The organism is Chryseobacterium sp. RR2-3-20, from assembly GCF_017808115.1.
GTDB lineage: Bacteria > Bacteroidota > Bacteroidia > Flavobacteriales > Weeksellaceae > Chryseobacterium > Chryseobacterium oryzae.
Map to the genome: position 1 here is coordinate 1 of NZ_JADQBD010000022.1, position 16,555 is coordinate 16,555.

General features: G+C 36.7%; 10 protein-coding genes. 5 read left to right on the top strand and 5 right to left on the bottom strand.

Annotated elements, in window-relative coordinates; translation table 11 throughout:
* Positions 1-384: 384 nt before the first annotated feature.
* The 5 genes from purM (at position 385) to guaA (ending at position 6,859) form a co-directional block, all read left to right on the top strand.
* On the top strand, positions 385-1,377 hold the full coding sequence (gene purM, locus IV513_RS07195) for a phosphoribosylformylglycinamidine cyclo-ligase (protein ID WP_209389931.1): 993 nt from the start codon (positions 385-387) through the stop codon (positions 1,375-1,377).
* Positions 1,378-1,451: 74 nt separating this feature from the next.
* The gene (purN, locus tag IV513_RS07200) at positions 1,452-2,015 is read left to right on the top strand and encodes a phosphoribosylglycinamide formyltransferase (RefSeq protein ID WP_209389932.1); all 564 of its coding nucleotides are present in this window, start codon (positions 1,452-1,454) and stop codon (positions 2,013-2,015) included.
* Between the two features lie 228 nt (positions 2,016-2,243).
* Positions 2,244-3,758: a bifunctional phosphoribosylaminoimidazolecarboxamide formyltransferase/IMP cyclohydrolase gene (gene purH / locus IV513_RS07205; protein WP_209389954.1), complete on the top strand. Its 1,515-nt coding sequence runs from the start codon at positions 2,244-2,246 to the stop codon at positions 3,756-3,758.
* Positions 3,759-3,843: 85 nt separating this feature from the next.
* Complete coding sequence (purD, locus tag IV513_RS07210) at positions 3,844-5,082, top strand: phosphoribosylamine--glycine ligase (RefSeq protein WP_209389933.1); 1,239 nt, start codon at positions 3,844-3,846, stop codon at positions 5,080-5,082.
* 247 nt (positions 5,083-5,329) lie between these two features.
* Entirely contained in the window at positions 5,330-6,859 is a 1,530-nt protein-coding gene (guaA, locus tag IV513_RS07215) for a glutamine-hydrolyzing GMP synthase (protein WP_209389934.1), read from the top strand.
* Positions 6,860-7,024: 165 nt separating this feature from the next.
* Here guaA and IV513_RS07220 read toward each other — a convergent pair whose 3' ends face one another.
* The 5 genes from IV513_RS07220 to IV513_RS07240 all read right to left on the bottom strand — a co-directional run bounded on the left by IV513_RS07220 (position 7,025) and on the right by IV513_RS07240 (position 16,547).
* Complete coding sequence (locus IV513_RS07220) at positions 7,025-10,465, bottom strand: polysaccharide deacetylase family protein (protein WP_209389935.1); 3,441 nt, start codon at positions 10,463-10,465, stop codon at positions 7,025-7,027.
* Positions 10,466-10,627: 162 nt separating this feature from the next.
* Positions 10,628-12,403 (bottom strand): acyl-CoA dehydrogenase family protein, encoded by a 1,776-nt coding sequence (locus IV513_RS07225; protein ID WP_209389936.1) that lies wholly within the window; start codon positions 12,401-12,403, stop codon positions 10,628-10,630.
* Positions 12,404-12,520: 117 nt separating this feature from the next.
* On the bottom strand, positions 12,521-13,699 hold the full coding sequence (locus IV513_RS07230; protein ID WP_209389937.1) for an acetyl-CoA C-acyltransferase: 1,179 nt from the start codon (positions 13,697-13,699) through the stop codon (positions 12,521-12,523).
* A gap of 49 nt (positions 13,700-13,748) precedes the next feature.
* Entirely contained in the window at positions 13,749-14,102 is a 354-nt protein-coding gene (locus tag IV513_RS07235; protein WP_209389955.1) for a four helix bundle protein, read from the bottom strand.
* Between the two features lie 39 nt (positions 14,103-14,141).
* On the bottom strand, positions 14,142-16,547 hold the full coding sequence (locus IV513_RS07240; protein WP_209389938.1) for a 3-hydroxyacyl-CoA dehydrogenase/enoyl-CoA hydratase family protein: 2,406 nt from the start codon (positions 16,545-16,547) through the stop codon (positions 14,142-14,144).
* Between the last annotated feature and the right edge of the window lie 8 nt (positions 16,548-16,555).

Below are 16,555 nucleotides of genomic sequence, written 5' to 3' on the forward strand. Positions count from 1 at the left end.
GTTAATTTTGAATCCATAAGAAGGTTTTTTTGTTGTCAACCTCAAAGATACTTTGAGTTACTTTAATTCCTTCTTATTTTTTTATTTAGGACGCTATTGCATTAGAATCAATCCTTGAAAAATAGATTTGAAAATTAACAGAAAATTAATACCTTTGCAAAAATTAAAAAGAGATGAAATTCCAGAAGTGCAATAATCCATATTTTTCTAAAAAAGGAAAAATTGTGCACTCTGAAACTCAACCATAAAGAAACGGCCGATAATCTACCAAGATTGTCGGCTTTTTTATTTAAGTAATTTAGAATTAAAAGTTAATAAAATCTTAGAAGTCAGGTATTTAGATTTAAAATAATCTGAAATCTTAGATTTAAAAATTTAAATAAAATGAGCAACACTTACAAATCAGCTGGAGTAGATAAAGAAGAAGGGTACAAAACCGTTGATAAGATTAAAAAAGCTGTCGGCGAAACCCATAATGCCAATGTACTGAACCATTTGGGAAGTTTTGGAGCTTTTTACGAAATCGGAGGCTACAAAAATCCAGTTTTGGTTTCCGGAACAGATGGAGTAGGAACTAAGCTGAAGGTTGCTTTAGACTCAAAAAAATACGACTCTATTGGGGTAGACTGTTTTGCAATGTGTGCCAATGATATTCTTTGCCACGGAGCAAAACCATTATTTTTTCTGGATTATCTGGCTTGTGGAAAATTAGATTCCGAAATTGCTGCCGAAATCGTTTTAGGAATGGTAGAAGCGTGTAAAGACAATAATTGTGCTCTTATTGGCGGTGAAACTGCAGAAATGCCGGGAATGTACCAGCCTGGAGATTATGATGTTGCAGGTTTTTGTGTAGGAATTGTAGAAAAAGACCAGATTATTGACGGTTCGGGTATTAAAGCTGGTAACAAAATCATTGCTCTTCCGAGTTCAGGTTTCCACTCAAACGGATTCTCTTTAGTAAGAAAAGTTTTCCCGGATTTTAATGAAGAGTTTGAAGGAAAACCTCTATACGAAACACTTTTGGTACCTACCAGATTGTATTATAAAGATATTCATAAAGTTCTTGAAGAAGTACAAGTTTGCGGTATTGCTCACATAACGGGTGGTGGTTTATACGAGAATATCCCAAGAATTATAGCTGACGGTCTTTGTGCTTCTATTGATGCTTCAAAAATTCAAATCCCAAGTGTTATGCTGGAATTGGAAAAAAGAGGTGGAGTAGCCCGTGAAGAAATGTTCGGAACCTTCAATATGGGTATCGGAATGATTGTGGTAGTTGATGCCGAACACGCAGAAAAAGTATTGCACCTTTTGGATGATGCTTACGAAATCGGAGAAATTACAGAAGGAAACGAAAAAATAGATTTAAAATTCTAAAGACACCAGATTTAAGATATTAGAAGCTAGACTTTTGTCTACAATCTAGTATCTGAAATCTAACATCTAAATTAATGAAAAACATCGTTGTACTCATTTCCGGCTCTGGTACTAATCTTCAGCGAATTATTGATACTATTGCGATGGGAGAAATTCAGAACGCAAAGGTATCTTTAGTGGTTGCCGACAGAGAATGTTACGGATTGGAAAGAGCAAAAAATCATAATATAGACAACGTCCTGATTCCAAGAGGAAAAAATTTCAGTAACGAATTGGGTCAAATTATCCCTGAAAATACAGATTTAATCGTTTTAGCAGGGTTTTTATCAATTCTAAAACCTGAGTTTTGTGAAAAATGGAAAGGAAAGATTGTCAATATTCATCCTGCGTTGCTGCCAAAATTCGGTGGAAAAGGGATGTGGGGGCATCACGTTCATAATGCGGTTGTTGAAGCGAAAGAAAAAGAAAGCGGAGCAACAGTACATTTGGTAACTTCAGGAATTGATGAAGGCGAAATTATTCTTCAGAAATCCTTTCAAATCACCGAAAATGATACCCCCGAAACCGTTGCGGAAAAAGTTCATCTTATTGAATACGAAATTTTCCCGAAAGCAATCAATAAAGTTTTGGGAAACTAATATGGAGTATTAAAATTCCCCGCCCTTGGAGGGGTGGCAAAAATTCAGAGAAATTTTTGACGGGGTGGTTTATAAATATCTTCAAAAATAAACTAAGTAAAAATAAAATAAGACCGGAGGTGAAAGAACCGGTCTACAGTTTGAAATAGCTGTAAAAAGTAAAAATCGAAAGTAAAATGAGCAAAAAATCGCACATTAGCGATTGCAGCTTAAAAAATGAAAAAATCTATGAGCAAAAGAGTTTTAATCAGTGTTTCAGACAAGAGCGGACTAATAGAATTCGCACAGTTTTTAGAATCTAAAAATTATGAATTGATTTCTACAGGAGGAACATTCAAGCATTTGAAAGACGCTGGTTTAAATCCTATTCAAATTGATGAAGTAACAGACTTTCCCGAAATGCTGGACGGTAGAGTAAAAACTCTACACCCGAAAGTTCATGGCGGTTTGCTGGCTGTACGTTCCAACGAAGAACACATGAAGACGGTTCAGGAGCATAACATTGGTCTTATAGACATGGTGATTGTAAATCTCTATCCTTTTTTTGAAAATGTAAACAAAGATATTTCTCTTCACGAAAAAGTAGAGTTTATTGATATTGGCGGTCCGTCAATGCTTCGTTCCGCAGCCAAAAACTTCGATTCTGTAACCGTAATCACCGATGTTGAAGATTATAATGTGGTAAAGGCTGAAATGGAACAGAGTAATGATACAAAAATTGAAACACGTAAAAAACTGGCGGGAAAAGTTTTCAACCTTACTTCTGCTTACGATGCAGCAATTTCCAGAATGCTTTTAGATGAAGAATATCCGGCTTATCTTAACGCTTCTTACAAAAAAGTTGCAGATTTAAGATACGGAGAAAACCCACATCAGACTGCGGCTTACTACGTTTCTACTTTCGAAAACGGTGCAATGAAAGATTTTGAGCAGTTGGGAGGTAAAGAACTGTCATTCAATAATCTTCGTGACATGGATCTTTGCTGGAAAGTAGTAAATGAATTCAAAGAAGAAATGGCTTGCTGTGCTGTAAAGCATTCTACACCTTGTGGAGTTGCGATCGGAACTTCAGCATTGGAGACTTATCAGAAAACTTTCGAGTGCGATCCTGTTTCTATTTTTGGCGGAATTGTTGCAATGAACTACAAAATCGATGCGGCAACGGCTGAAGAATTAAACAAAACGTTCCTAGAAATTGTAATGGCTCCCGAATTTGATGAGGAAGCTTTAGAAATTTTAAGAAAGAAAAAGAATTTAAGAATAATAAAAATTGTCAATCCAGTTTCAGATAAGCAGACTTGGGTAAAAGTAGATGGAGGTATTTTGGTTCAGGACAATGACAGTATTTTTTCAGACGATATTAAAGTCGTTACAGAAATCCAACCTACAGAAGAGCAGAAAAAAGCATTATTATTCTCTCAGAGAGTGGTAAAATACGTAAAATCCAACGCTATTGTTGTATCAAACGGAATTCAGGCTTTTGGTATTGGTGGCGGACAGGTAAACAGAATCTGGGCAACACAACAGGCGATTGAAAGAGCAAAAGAAAAATTCTCTGGTGATTTGGTTTTAGCTTCAGATGCATTTTTCCCTTTCAGAGATGTGGTAGATTTTTGTGCTCAGGAAGGCATTACCGCAATTATTCAGCCGGGTGGAAGCGTGAAAGATCAGGATAGTATCGATGCTGCTAATGAGCATAAAATCCCGATGATGTTTACAGGAGTAAGACATTTTTTTCATTAAAATGAAGTTAAAATAAATATTTAAAATTGTATTTATTGCATTCAAATTATATATTTGTAAAATAGACTAGTTAATAATATAAAGTATGAGAATATTAATCATAGGTGAAGGCGGGAGAGAATCTGCTTTAGCTGCAAAACTTCAGAAAGATTCAAGAGTTACGCAGATGTTTTTTGCAAACGGAAATGCAAGTACCGATGCAATTGGTAAAAATGTTTATTTATCTGAAATTAAGGAATTAAGAGACTTTGCCATCAAAGAAAAAATAGATTTAACGATAGTTGGTCCCGAAGCTCCGCTTGTAGCAGGTTTAAAAGATGAATTCAAGAAGCATGGTCTTAAAGTTTTTGGGCCAACCCAAAAAGTTGCCAGTCTTGAAGGAAGTAAAGCTTTTTCTAAAAAGTTTATGCAGACCTATGATATTAAAACTGCAAAAGCGGTAGTTTTCGATTCTTATCCTGAAGCAAAAGAATATATCCAAAAACAATCCTATCCTTTAGTAATCAAAGCAAGCGGTCTTGCAGGCGGAAAAGGTGTGGTGATCTGTGAAACTTTGGAAGAAGCAGAAGCAACGATCCACGATTTTATGATTCGCAGAATTTATGGTGATGCAGGAATTCGTTTGGTTATCGAAGAACATTTGGTGGGCTTCGAAGCGTCTATTATAGCATTTTCTAACGGAGACAAATTATTTCCATGTGTTGCGGCAAAAGATTATAAGAAAGTAGGGAATGGCGATACTGGTCCCAACACTGGTGGAATGGGTGCGGTTGCTCCAAGCCCGGAATTTACACAGGAACATTATGCAGATTTCGAAAAAAATATTTTGGAACCAACCGTTAAAGGTCTTAAAGCTGAAGGTTTCAGTTTTAAAGGAATTATCTTCTTCGGACTTATGATTACCAAAAGCGGAACCTATCTTCTAGAATATAACATGAGATTTGGAGATCCGGAAACTCAGGTGTTAATGGCATTAATGGAAAATAATCTGCTTGATGTTATTACAGACTGTATGGAAGGAAAAGAGATAGAGCTTAAATTTAAAGATGAAAAAGCCGTTTGTCTCGTAATGTGTTCTGGAGGTTACCCTAGAAATATAGAACTTGGTTTTGAAATTGTAGGAGAAGAAAAAATGAAACACAGCCAGCTTCTTTACGCAGGAGCCATAAAAAAAGGAGACAAAATTGTTTCTAACGGAGGTAGAGTTCTCAATATTGTAGCAACAGGTTCTACGTATGACGATGCTCGTAAGAAAGTATATGAAGATGCAAGTCATGTACACTTCGATTATGGATTCTACAGAGAAGACATCGGTAAATTTTAATATAATGCCCTGATTTTTCGGGGCTTTTTTATTGGGAGCTGTTTCCCGCTTTCCGCTGTATCTTTTTTGTAATTGCGAAGGAATTGCAGTAATAAATTGAAAAATTCTATATTCGCAATCACAAAAAAGGATGCCGCTGCAATCGGGGCTAGGGTTTCCGGCTTTTTAATGAAATTGAGTAAATCAACAGTTTGCTTTTACCATTTTTATCAGTTATCAATTATAATCAACATTCATCAATTATAAAATGCACAACGGTATTATTATATTAGATTTCGGATCGCAATACAACCAGCTTATCGGGCGAAGAATCCGTGAAATGGGCGTATATTCAGAAATTTTGCCTTTCAACACACCTTTAGAAACCATTTTAGAAAAACAGCCAAAAGGGATCATCCTTTCCGGCGGACCAAGTTCTGTAAATGCAGAAAACGCTCATTTGGTAGATAAAAAACTCTATGAGCAAGGAATTCCGGTTTTGGGAATCTGCTACGGAATGCAGCTTACCGCTCATCTTTTGGGCGGAAAAGTTCACAAAGGCGTAAAAGGAGAATACGGAAAAGCCCATCTGGAAATTGTAAAAGAATCTTCTTTACTGAAAGGTGTTGCCAACAATTCTGTGGTTTGGATGAGCCATTTTGATGAAGTGGGAGAGTTGCCCGCAGGTTTTGTTCTGAATGCAAAGTCCGGCGTAATTGCTTCCATCTCCAACGAAGAAAAGAAAATCTACTGCGTACAGTTTCATCCCGAAGTTTCACATACGGAAGAAGGTGGCAAAATGCTGGAAAACTTCGTTTTCGGAATCTGCAATTCAGAAAAAAACTGGAAGCTTACCAATTATATAGACAAAACAGTTGAAGAAATTCGTGAGAAAGTAGGAAGTCAGAAAGTGATTTTAGGGCTTTCTGGCGGAGTAGATTCATCCGTTGCAGCGGTTTTAATTCATAAAGCGATTGGCGATCAGCTCACCTGTATCTTTGTAGATACCGGATTGCTGAGAAAAGATGAAGATGTAAAAGTAATGCAGAATTACGGTGAGCATTTTAATATGAACATCAAACTGGTGGATGCTAAAGAAAGATTTTTATCAAAATTAGCAGGAATTGATGATCCCGAAGCCAAAAGAAAAATCATCGGAAATGAATTTATTTATGTTTTTGATGAAGAATCTCACAAAATTGAAGGAGCAAAATTTCTTGCTCAGGGAACCATTTATCCGGATGTAATCGAAAGCCAGTCTGTAAATGGTCCTTCTGCAGTAATTAAATCTCATCACAATGTAGGAGGTCTTCCCGAAGATATGGAATTTGAGCTGCTTGAGCCCTTAAGAGAACTCTTTAAAGACGAAGTAAGAAAAGTGGGAGAAGAATTGGGAATTCCGCATCATTTGGTTCACAGACACCCTTTTCCTGGTCCAGGTTTGGGAATCAGAATTTTAGGAGCTGTAGATGCAGAAAAAGTAAAAATTCTGCAGGAAGCCGATGATATTTTCATCGAAGAATTGTATAAGAACGATTTGTATGATAAAGTTTCTCAGGCTTTCGTAGTACTTCTTCCGGTAAAATCTGTAGGAGTAATGGGAGATGAAAGAACTTACGAATACACAGCCGTAGTTCGTTCTGCCAATACTATAGATTTTATGACGGCTACCTGGAGCAGACTTCCGTATGAGTTTTTAGATACGGTTTCCAGCAGAATCATCAACGAAGTAAGAGGAATTAACAGGGTTGCCTATGATATTTCTAGCAAACCACCTGCAACCATAGAATGGGAATAATTTTCATTTTGAATTGATATAAAATCCTGCTTTTTGCGGGATTTTTTGTATATATCTTTAATCGGAGAAGTAATGATTAACCAATTTATGAATTAAATTTATCTTTAATTAAAAAGGCCTAGATTATAAAATCTAAGCCTTAATTTATTCTGATATTGAGTTCTTTTACTCCACAGTTTTTACATTTCCCGTACGGTTCAGTACACCCCAATTCTGAATTTCACCTTTTATAGCTTTTTTCACAGATTTAAAAAGGATATAATACATCAATTGTCGATATACTAAACGTTGAGGAATCATCCAGATCAATTTTTTAAGATTTTCTCTTTCGAAAAGGAAAGCAATAGCTGCACAAATAATATCAATAAGTGAAAAAACTATGTAAGCTATAATGATACTTTTAGGATCTGAAACTACAATGCCCAAACCGGATAAAATTAAGCTTACCACCAAAAGCAAATCTGCCAGAGGAGCCAAAAATGGCATTAAAATCTGATAAAGAAGAATGTTTGGTAAAGCAACCCTTCCAAAATTCTTATATTTTTTTCTGAAAATAGCATCACGATGCTTCCAAAAACTTTGCAGCACTCCGAAACTCCATCTGAATCTCTGTTTCAGGAATTGTGATATGGTTTCCGGAGCTTCTGTATACGAGATGGCATCGTTACAGTTTTCAATAATATATCCTTTCTTATGAAGTCTCATGGTAAGATCGCAGTCTTCTGCCAAAGTATCGGTAGTGAAACCACCTGCTTCCAAAATTGCTGCTCTCCTGAAAGCACCAATAGCACCCGGAACTACGGTAATACAATTCAGTAAAGAGAATGCACGGCGATCAAAATTCTGAGAAACAATGTATTCTATACTTTGCCATTTGGTAATCATATTCACCTCATTACCTACTTTTACATTTCCTGCAACGGCACCTACTTCCTGAGGTTTTCCCTGTAAATAAAATGCTTTAATGAGCTGGGAAACAGCATCGTTTTTTAGAATGGTATCGGCATCAATACATACTACAAATTCTGATTGTGTATTGGCAATACCAAAATTGAGAGCAGAAGATTTTCCGCCGTTTTGCTTGGTAAGCACTTTCACCTTCGGGTTATTTTCAAAGGTATTTTTTACGTTTTCATAAGTTTTATCTTTACTGCCGTCGTCTACAAAAACAACATCCAGATAAGGATAATCCTGCTGAAGAAGAGAATTTACAGTTCTCACTGCGTTTACTTCTTCATTGTAGGCGGGAACTATCACACTCACCGTTAAACCATCAGGAATACTTTTGAAAAGAGCTTTAAGCTTTTTCTCTCTTTTAGACTCAAAATAAGCAAGAATTGCCATCATCACCATTCTCAGGATAGAAAGTACAATTCCTACAAGAAAGAGAGCATACACAATATTTCCCATCCAGTAGCTTGCAGAGGCAAAGTAGAAATTTAAGTAAGTTTTCCAGCTTCGCTTGATGGGAGGCATCAATTGACTTTCCGGTACTTTCATTAAATCTGCTACAGTAGTAAATTTACACCCTTTTGATTTGAAATATTTAATAATTTCAGGCAATGCATCTACTGTTGGTTGGCGGGTTTCACCTCCGGAATCGTGTAAAAGGATAATACTCGCATTGTTTTCGTTGGCAAATCTAATGGTACGGTTAATGATGGAATCCTTATTCATTCTAGGATCCCAATCGTTAGGGTCTATACTTTCTCCAATTGCGATATAGTTATCTTTTTTACTTCGAGCCAACGGTTCTAATTCTTCATAGGTTTGAGGTTCAGAATCGGCATTATAAGGTGTACGGAATAAAACGGTTGATTTTCCGGTAATGGCTTCAATTAGTGTTCTGGTCGTTTTCAGCTCCAAATCTGCTCTTTCGGGGGACATTTTAGCCAAATTTCCGTGGGTGAAAGTATGATTGCCAATTTCAAAACCATCTCTTGCAATTCTCTGCACCAATGGAATATTGGCTTCTGCATTTTCACCGATCAAAAAGAAAGTAGCGGGTACTTTTTCACGTTCCAGAATATCCAGAATTTTCGGAGTAAATTCAGAATTCGGACCATCATCAAAAGTGAGGATTATTTTATGACCGGGACCAATTTTGGTATCGTCTTCAGCAAATTTTTCATACAAAAATCCAGACGGAAGCTGAAGATAATTTTCTTCTGTGATTAAATTTTCAGGTTTAGAAATATCTAGTTTTGTGCGTCCATGATTAGGAGAAGAGATGATGTTGATAATTTCTCCCGTTCCAATAGCCGTTGGTTTTGCATTGAAATTGGGTGGCATGTTTTCTAAAAGACTATAGTTGTAAGGTCTTTTGGAAAGTGCATTGGAACTCAAATCCCGGTTATAATACGTCCAGATTCTAGGATCTTCACTTCCCAAACGCCAGATAGCAGTTCCCGCATTTCGATAGTCATCAGAAAATCTCAGAATATTGAAGGTTGTTGCGGCATCGGTAAACCAAATTTGGTTGTCGCTTTCATATTCGTTATTACTTCCGGTAAAATGATAACTGAAATGCAGATTGTAAGAATTATCATCAAACTGAATTTTTGAATTTGAAATTTTTGCACGGTCAATTGCCTGGCTGTAAGTGATATCTTCAATATGAGTTCCTGTTTCGTCTTTAATCCATTGTCTTCCGTAAGCACCAATTCCTAAAATAATTTTCTCTGAAGGAACATTTTTAGCAACATAATCCATCTGTTTTTCGATCCATTTCTGATCAGAAATTGGTCCGGCTTGTGATGGATCGTTAAACTGGTCATACGCCATCAGGATAAAATAATCCACATGATTTTTCAGGAAAGATAAATCGTAGTCAGAATTATCTGCCATTACATCTATAGATACTACAAGATTGTTTTTCTTGAATTGAGCATAAAGATTTTGCATAAATGCATTCAAGTATTCATCAGAATTTTCTTTAATTTCCTCAAAGTCAATATTTATCCCCTGAAGATTATTGGCTTTAAGGGTTTTGATGATTTGATTAATCAATTGGTTCTGAATGTTTTGGTTGTGTAAAACCGTATGCAGCAAATCTCCACTGAACTGGCCTTCTTTTCCCTGAACAGAGATAAAGTTATTTAAAATAGGCTGTACACTGAGTTTATGATGACGCATTACATCCAGTGCTTCCTTATCTATTCGGGAATCTAATTGATAGGTTTTAGGATTGATGAAAAACCATTCCGGATAAATAGTATTAAGTTTATCTCCGTTAATTCTAAGATCGGTTAAAGAAAGAGGGGACCAAGGAGTGTAAAACGCACCACGAATGAGTTGGGCATTTACATTGTTGGAATTTCTGTTTTCTTCCTGAATTTTTTTATTCAGAAAGTCTTTAAAACCTTTGAATTTCTTGTTCAGCCGGGTTTCAAAAGTAAAAGGATTTTCGGGATCCATTTTAGATTTGTAAGAATTTCCTACAGAATTCATGTGTGGCATTGAAGGATTTTTTCCTTTCAAAACCGCAATGCTAACTACAATAACAATAAAAATGACCACAGCAATAATACTGTTAATAGCCCACCTTGTGCGTGTATATCTTTTTGAATCCTGAGTTTGAAAAACCTGATGATTATTATCAGACATCTTTTAAAATATTTAATTTTTTGCAAAATTATTCAAATTGTGTCAATAGTAATTTGTTTTAGGCATAAATTAATTTAAAGAAGCCGTAATTTTATTTTACACTAAATAAAATAGCTTCAGAGCAAATCTGAAGCTATTGTAATAATTTTAATGAAATGGATTTTAATAATTTCCTTTTTCAATAAAATGGGCAGCCACTTTTTCTGTTAATGCAACCACATTCGGATGGTTTGTATATTTTGTAAACCTTCTCAAACCTGAAAGCATCATTCTCTGTTCATCACCTTCTGCAAAAGAAACAATTCCTTCTTTGGCAGCTACGATGATTTTTTCAACGGCTTTATATAGATTCAATTGTGCTATTGCAGCTTCTACAGAATCAGCAGCAAAATGCTTTTCTACTCTTAAAACTGTAGATTCTGCCATGTAAATCTGGTTTAAAATTTCAGAAGCATTCAGTAATAAATGCTGTTGTTTCTCGATATCCATCATATATTTCTGAAGAGCAGCTCCCGAAACCATTAAAAATACTTTCTTAAGGTTCGCAATAATAGCTTTTTCTTCGCTCATGAATGCTGAATAATCAGGAACTTCAAACGATGGAATTCCCATTAATTCTTTGCCGATTGCCATTGCAGGAGACAGTAAGTCTAGTTCTCCTTTCATCGCTCTCTTAATTAACATTCCAACTGCTAAAAGTCTGTTGATTTCGTTGGTTCCTTCGTAGATTCTTGCAATTCTGGAATCTCTCCAAGGTGCTTCCATTGGAGCATCTTCAGAGAAGCCCATTCCTCCGTAAACCTGAATACCTTCGTCTGCTGTGTGCTGTGTAAGATCAGAAACATATACTTTTAAGATAGAGCATTCTACAGCATATTCTTCTACACCTTTCAGTTCAGCTTCCTGATGATTCATTCCGCCGGATACCAGTTCTGCAATTTTATCTTCAACATCTTTTGCTGCTCTGTATGATCCAGATTCAGAAACAAAAACACCTGTTGCCATTTCGGCTAATTTTTTTCTGATGGCTCCAAAAGTATTGATAGAAACCCCAAACTGTTTTCTTTCTGAAGAATATTGAAGGGAATGGTTAAGAATTCTTCTCTGCCCATCCAGATTTGCGGCAGCTAATTTAATTCTGCCCACATTAAGAGCGTTCAATGCGATTTTAAATCCGTTATTTCTTTCGCCTAAAAGATTTTCCACTGGTATTTTCATATCATTAAAGAAAACCTGACGGGTAGAAGAGGAGCGAATCCCCAATTTGTGTTCTTCTTCCCCAAATGTTAAAGAATTGGGATCTTCCAGTTCGCTTCTGTTGATTACAAAACCTGTGATGTTTTTATCATCGTCAATTTTTGCAAAAAGGGTAAATGTATCTGCAAATCCGGCATTTGAAATCCACATTTTCTGCCCGTTGATGATGTAGTGTTTACCATCTTCAGAAAGTTTTGCTCTGGTTTTTCCGGAGTTGGCGTCTGAACCTGCATCTGGCTCGGTTAAGCAATAAGCTCCAAATTTTGTTCCTGCCGCCAAATCCGGTAGGTATTTTTTCTTTTGCTCTTCAGTTCCGTAAAGTAAAATGGGCAGGGTTCCAATTCCGGTGTGTGCACCATAAGCTGTTGCTAAAGAACCATTGGCTCCGGAAGCTGCGTCACAGGCAAGCATAGTAGTTACAAAGCCCATTCCTAAACCACCATATTCTTCGGGAACGGCAACTCCTAAAACTCCCATTTCGCCCAGCTTTCTCATGCACTCTTCCGTAAGCGCATAATCTTTGTGCTCAAAACGTTCGTGATGCGGAATTACTTCTCTATCAATAAATTCACGGATAGAATCACGAAGCATTTTTTGTTCTTCATTCAGTTCTTCAAGACTGAAAATTTCGTTTGCAGGAATTTCCTTAATCAGGAATTCACCACCTTTTACTGTTGCCATATATTGTTTTTTTTATTTTTTTGTAAAAAGTATAATGTAAAATGTACGCTGTACTTTTTAGGAGATTATTATTGAGTTTTTTAACACTTTATACATTGTACAACCGACATTATAAAATTATAACAGTTCAAAAATAGAAGCTGCTCCCTGTCCTGTTCCTACGCACATAGAAACCATTCCGTATTTGTTTCCGCGTTTTCTCATTTCGTCAAGAAGCTGAACGGTTAGTTTAGTTCCGGTACATCCAAGCGGGTGACCCAAAGCAATGGCTCCTCCGTTTACATTTAAAATATCAGGATTTAAACCTAGTTCTTTTTTAATCGCAACAGACTGTGATGCAAATGCTTCGTTAAGTTCTATTAACTCAATATCTTTTAATTCTAAACCAGCCTGTTTCAACGCTTTCGGAATGGCATAAATAGGTCCCATTCCCATAATTCTCGGTTCAAGTCCTGCTGCAGCATAAGCAACTAATCTAGCTTCAGGCTCAAGACCTAATTCTTTCACCATTTCTTCGCTCATGACCATTACGAAAGCTGCACCATCACTCATCTGAGAAGAATTTCCGGCGGTTACGCTTCCTCCGTTGGCAAATACAGGTTTTAGTTTTGATAATCCTTCTACAGAGGTATCTGCTCTTGGACCTTCATCTACTGAAAAATCAAACTTTTTAGTCTGAATCTTCTGGTTTTCATCCAGGAAATTATATTCAACAGGAATAGGAACAATCTGATTGGCAAATCTGCCTTCCTGGTTGGCTTTTAAAGCTTTCATATGAGATTCAAAAGCAAACTGATCCTGTTCTTCTCTTGAGATATTGTATTGTTTGGCAACTTCTTCCGCTGTGTAACCCATTCCCCAGTAATAATCTGGGTTGGTTTTTGCGATGTCTGTTTCAGGAACCGGTTTATAACCGCCCATTGGAATGTAAGACATAGATTCTGTTCCTCCTGCAATGATGCAATCTGCCATTCCTGCCTGAATTTTTGCAGAAGCAATTGCAATTGCCTCACTTCCGGATGCACAATACCTGTTTACGGTAACTCCGGGAACTTTGTCTGTGTTTAAGCCCATTAAAGAGATTAAACGGGCAACATTAAGACCTTGTTCTGCTTCCGGCATTGCATTTCCTACGATAAGGTCATCAATTCTGTTTTTGTCTAATTGGGGAAGCTCAGCCATTAATTTTTCGATTACGATAGCTGCCATTACATCGGGTCTTGTAAATCTTAAACTTCCTTTTGGTGCTTTTCCAACGGCAGTTCTGAACCCTTTAACTATATATGCTGTTTTCATTTGTTTGTATTGAAGTATTTATGTAAAATGTATTTATGATTTAGAATGCTTAAGTATTAAGTTTCTGCTTAAGTTTTGCTAACATATTTTGAATATGTTTTATTTCAGAATAAATAATATTAAAATCATCATTTTTAAAGAATCCCAAATCATTAGCAATTAAAATCTGAGTTTCAAATTCAAATGAAGAACCTAATCCAATATTCAAAAAGTGCGAAAATTGAGCATTGGTATCACGACCTGCACCTTCAGAAATGTTTGACGGTATTGAATATAAACTTCTTCTTGATTGCGAAGTCAATCCAAATAATTCATCTTTTGGAAAACTGCTTGATGCCAAATAAAACATTTTACAAAGTTTCATTGATTTTGTCCAAACGTCTAAATCTCTAAAGTTGTGCATCGTTAATACATTAATACTTTTTACATTATACAAAAAAAATTAATTTCTCAACGGTTTTCCTTTCTGTAACATGTACTGAATTCTTTCCAGAGTTTTTCTCTCGCCGCAGAGCGATAAGAAAGTTTCTCTTTCAAGATTCAGAAGATACTGTTCGGTAACTATTGTTTCTTCAGAAAGATTTCCGCCCACCATTACGTTGGCCAGTTTATCTGCAATTTTCTTGTCGTGTTCAGAGATATAGTTCCCGGTAAGCATTTGATCTGTCCCTACGTAGAACATTCCAAGAGCATCTTTACCTAAAACTTTTACTTTCTGCTCTATAGGTTGTGTATAGCCATTTTCTGCCAAGCTTTTAGCCAGCATTTTTGCTTTTTTAATCTGGCTTCTCTTATCAACTGTTACAATGTCTTTTCCGTGTTCCAAGATTCCCATGTCGTAGGCTTCATAAGCAGAAGTTGCAACTTTTCCCATTGCGATGTTCATAAAAACATCTCTAAGTCTGTTATTTTTAACATCATCTTTATGGAATTCTCTTGACGTTCTCAGAGTAAGCTCTTTTGTTCCGCCACCACCAGGAATTACGCCCACACCGGTTTCTACCAAGCCGATATACGTTTCTGCTGCTGCAACCACCCGGTCTGCATGCATGGTCATCTCGCAACCACCGCCAAGCGTTAATCCGTGAGGTGCAACTACCACAGGAATAGAAGAATAGCGTACTCTCATCATAGATTTCTGGAAATAGGCAATTGCCATGTTCAGATCATCCCAGTCTTGCTCGATTGCCATCATCAAAATCATGGCTAAATTTGCACCAACAGAGAAGTTTGTGCCTTGATTTCCTACTACTAAACCGTCGTATTCTTTCTCAGCTAAATCGATGGCTCTGTTTAATCCATCTAACACTTCACCACCAAGAGAATTCATTTTCGAACGAATTTCGAAATCGATGATGCCATCACCCAAATCTAAAATTGCAGATCCGGAATTGCTCCAAATGGTTTTGTTTTTTCTAATATTATCAAGGATGATAAATGCATCTTGACCAGGAATTTGATCGTAAGAACCGCCTTTTTCATTGAAGAAAATAGTTTGACCTTCATCATTCACTTTATAGAAAGTTTCGCCTTTTTCAGCCAAAGCTTTAACCCAATCGGAAACGGTGTAACCCGCATCTTGAGCCAGTTCAATTCCTTTTTGAATGCCAACTGCATCCCAAATTTCGAAAGGTCCATTTTCCCAACCAAAACCGGCGCGCATTGCATCATCTACTTTATAAACTTCATCTGCAATTTCTGGAACTTTGTTGGAAACATACGCGAACAAAGCACCAAGAGATTTTCTGTAAAGTTCTGCAGCTTTATCTTTTCCACCAATTAATACTTTGAAACGATCAATCGGTTTATCAATGTTTTTAGTTAATTCTAAAGTAGGGAAAGACGATTTGCCTTGAAGCTCGTATTCCATCGTATCTAAATTAAGACCGTGGATTTCCGATTTTCCATCTGCACCTTTCACTTTTTTGTAGAAACCTTGTTCAGTTTTTGAACCGAGCCACTTATTTTCCATCATTTTTTGGATGTATGTTGGCAATGCAAAAACATCGTTGAAATTATTTGCTTCGGCACCGCTTTCGCGAACACCATTGGCAACGTGCACCAAAGTATCTAAACCAACCACATCAGCAGTTCTAAATGTCGCCGATTTTGGACGACCTATAACTGGACCTGTCAATTTATCTACATCAGAAACATTCAATCCTAATTTTTGAACGTTGTGAAGCAAATCCATCATCGAGAAAACTCCAATTCTGTTGGCGATGAATGCAGGCGTATCTTTTGCCAATACAGTGGTTTTTCCTAAGAATTTCGCACCATATTCCATGTAGAATTTCACAATCTCCGGATCGGTGTCTGGCGTTGGAATAATCTCCAACAATGGCAAATAACGAACTGGATTAAAGAAGTGCGTTCCTGCGAAATATTTTTTAAAATCTTCGCTACGGCCGTCTGTAAGGAAATGGATCGGAATTCCGGACGTGTTGGAAGAAACCAAAGTTCCAGGTTTTCTGAACTGTTCAATTTTTTCGTAAACCGATTTTTTGATGTCTAATCTTTCGACTACCACCTCGATAATCCAATCGGTGTCTTTGATTTTTTTAAGATCATCATCAAAATTTCCTACTGTAATTCTCTCGGCAAATTTCGGAGAATAGAGTAGTGCAGGACTGGCTTTTTTAAGTTTTTCAAAGTTTTCGGTTGCGATTCTGTTGCGCACCACTTTGCTTTCCAGCGTCAAACCTTTTTTTTGCTCGGCTTCAGTAAGTTCAAACGGAACGATGTCGAGTAGTGAAACTTGCACGCCAATATTGGCAAAATGTGCAGCAATACCACTTCCCATAATTCCGGAACCGAGAACCGTAACGTGTTTGATTCGTCTTTTCATTTTTTTCT